Here is a 363-nt window from a genome sequence, read left to right as displayed (position 1 = left end):
GGAAGACGCAGCCGCGTTGCAGCGCGCCGTCGACGTGAACGGGAACCCCGTCACTGCGCAGAATGCAACGGAGTGGATGCTCGGCGATCTGGCCAAGTCCGGTGTTCTCACCGACAAGGCCGATCTGCGGTTTGACAAGTTCAAGCAGTGGGCCGACCGCAACAAGGGTGTCATTGATCAATTCCCGGCCGTCCGCGAACGCGTCGACCAGGAGCTGGCCCGCGCCCAGAGTGGAAGCAAGCTTTCGAAAGAGCTGGCCGACGAAGTGAACGCCGCGCGCACCAATCTGCGCACGACAGAAGATAGTCTGCGGCGCTCGGCCCTACAGAACGCAGTCGGAAACAGCCCCGAGAACGCAGTGGC

Annotated in this window: 1 protein-coding gene; it reads left to right on the top strand. The window is 63.1% G+C overall.

Going from position 1 to position 363, the window contains the following annotated elements; genetic code table 11:
- Positions 1-363, top strand: a 363-nt coding sequence (locus ACTJKP_RS27270) for a hypothetical protein (RefSeq protein ID WP_440632886.1), incomplete at both ends; no start/stop codon positions are given.

Source organism: Brucella sp. 22210 (assembly GCF_052045675.1).
GTDB lineage: Bacteria > Pseudomonadota > Alphaproteobacteria > Rhizobiales > Rhizobiaceae > Brucella.
This window is presented reverse-complemented; position numbering and strand designations above follow the sequence as displayed.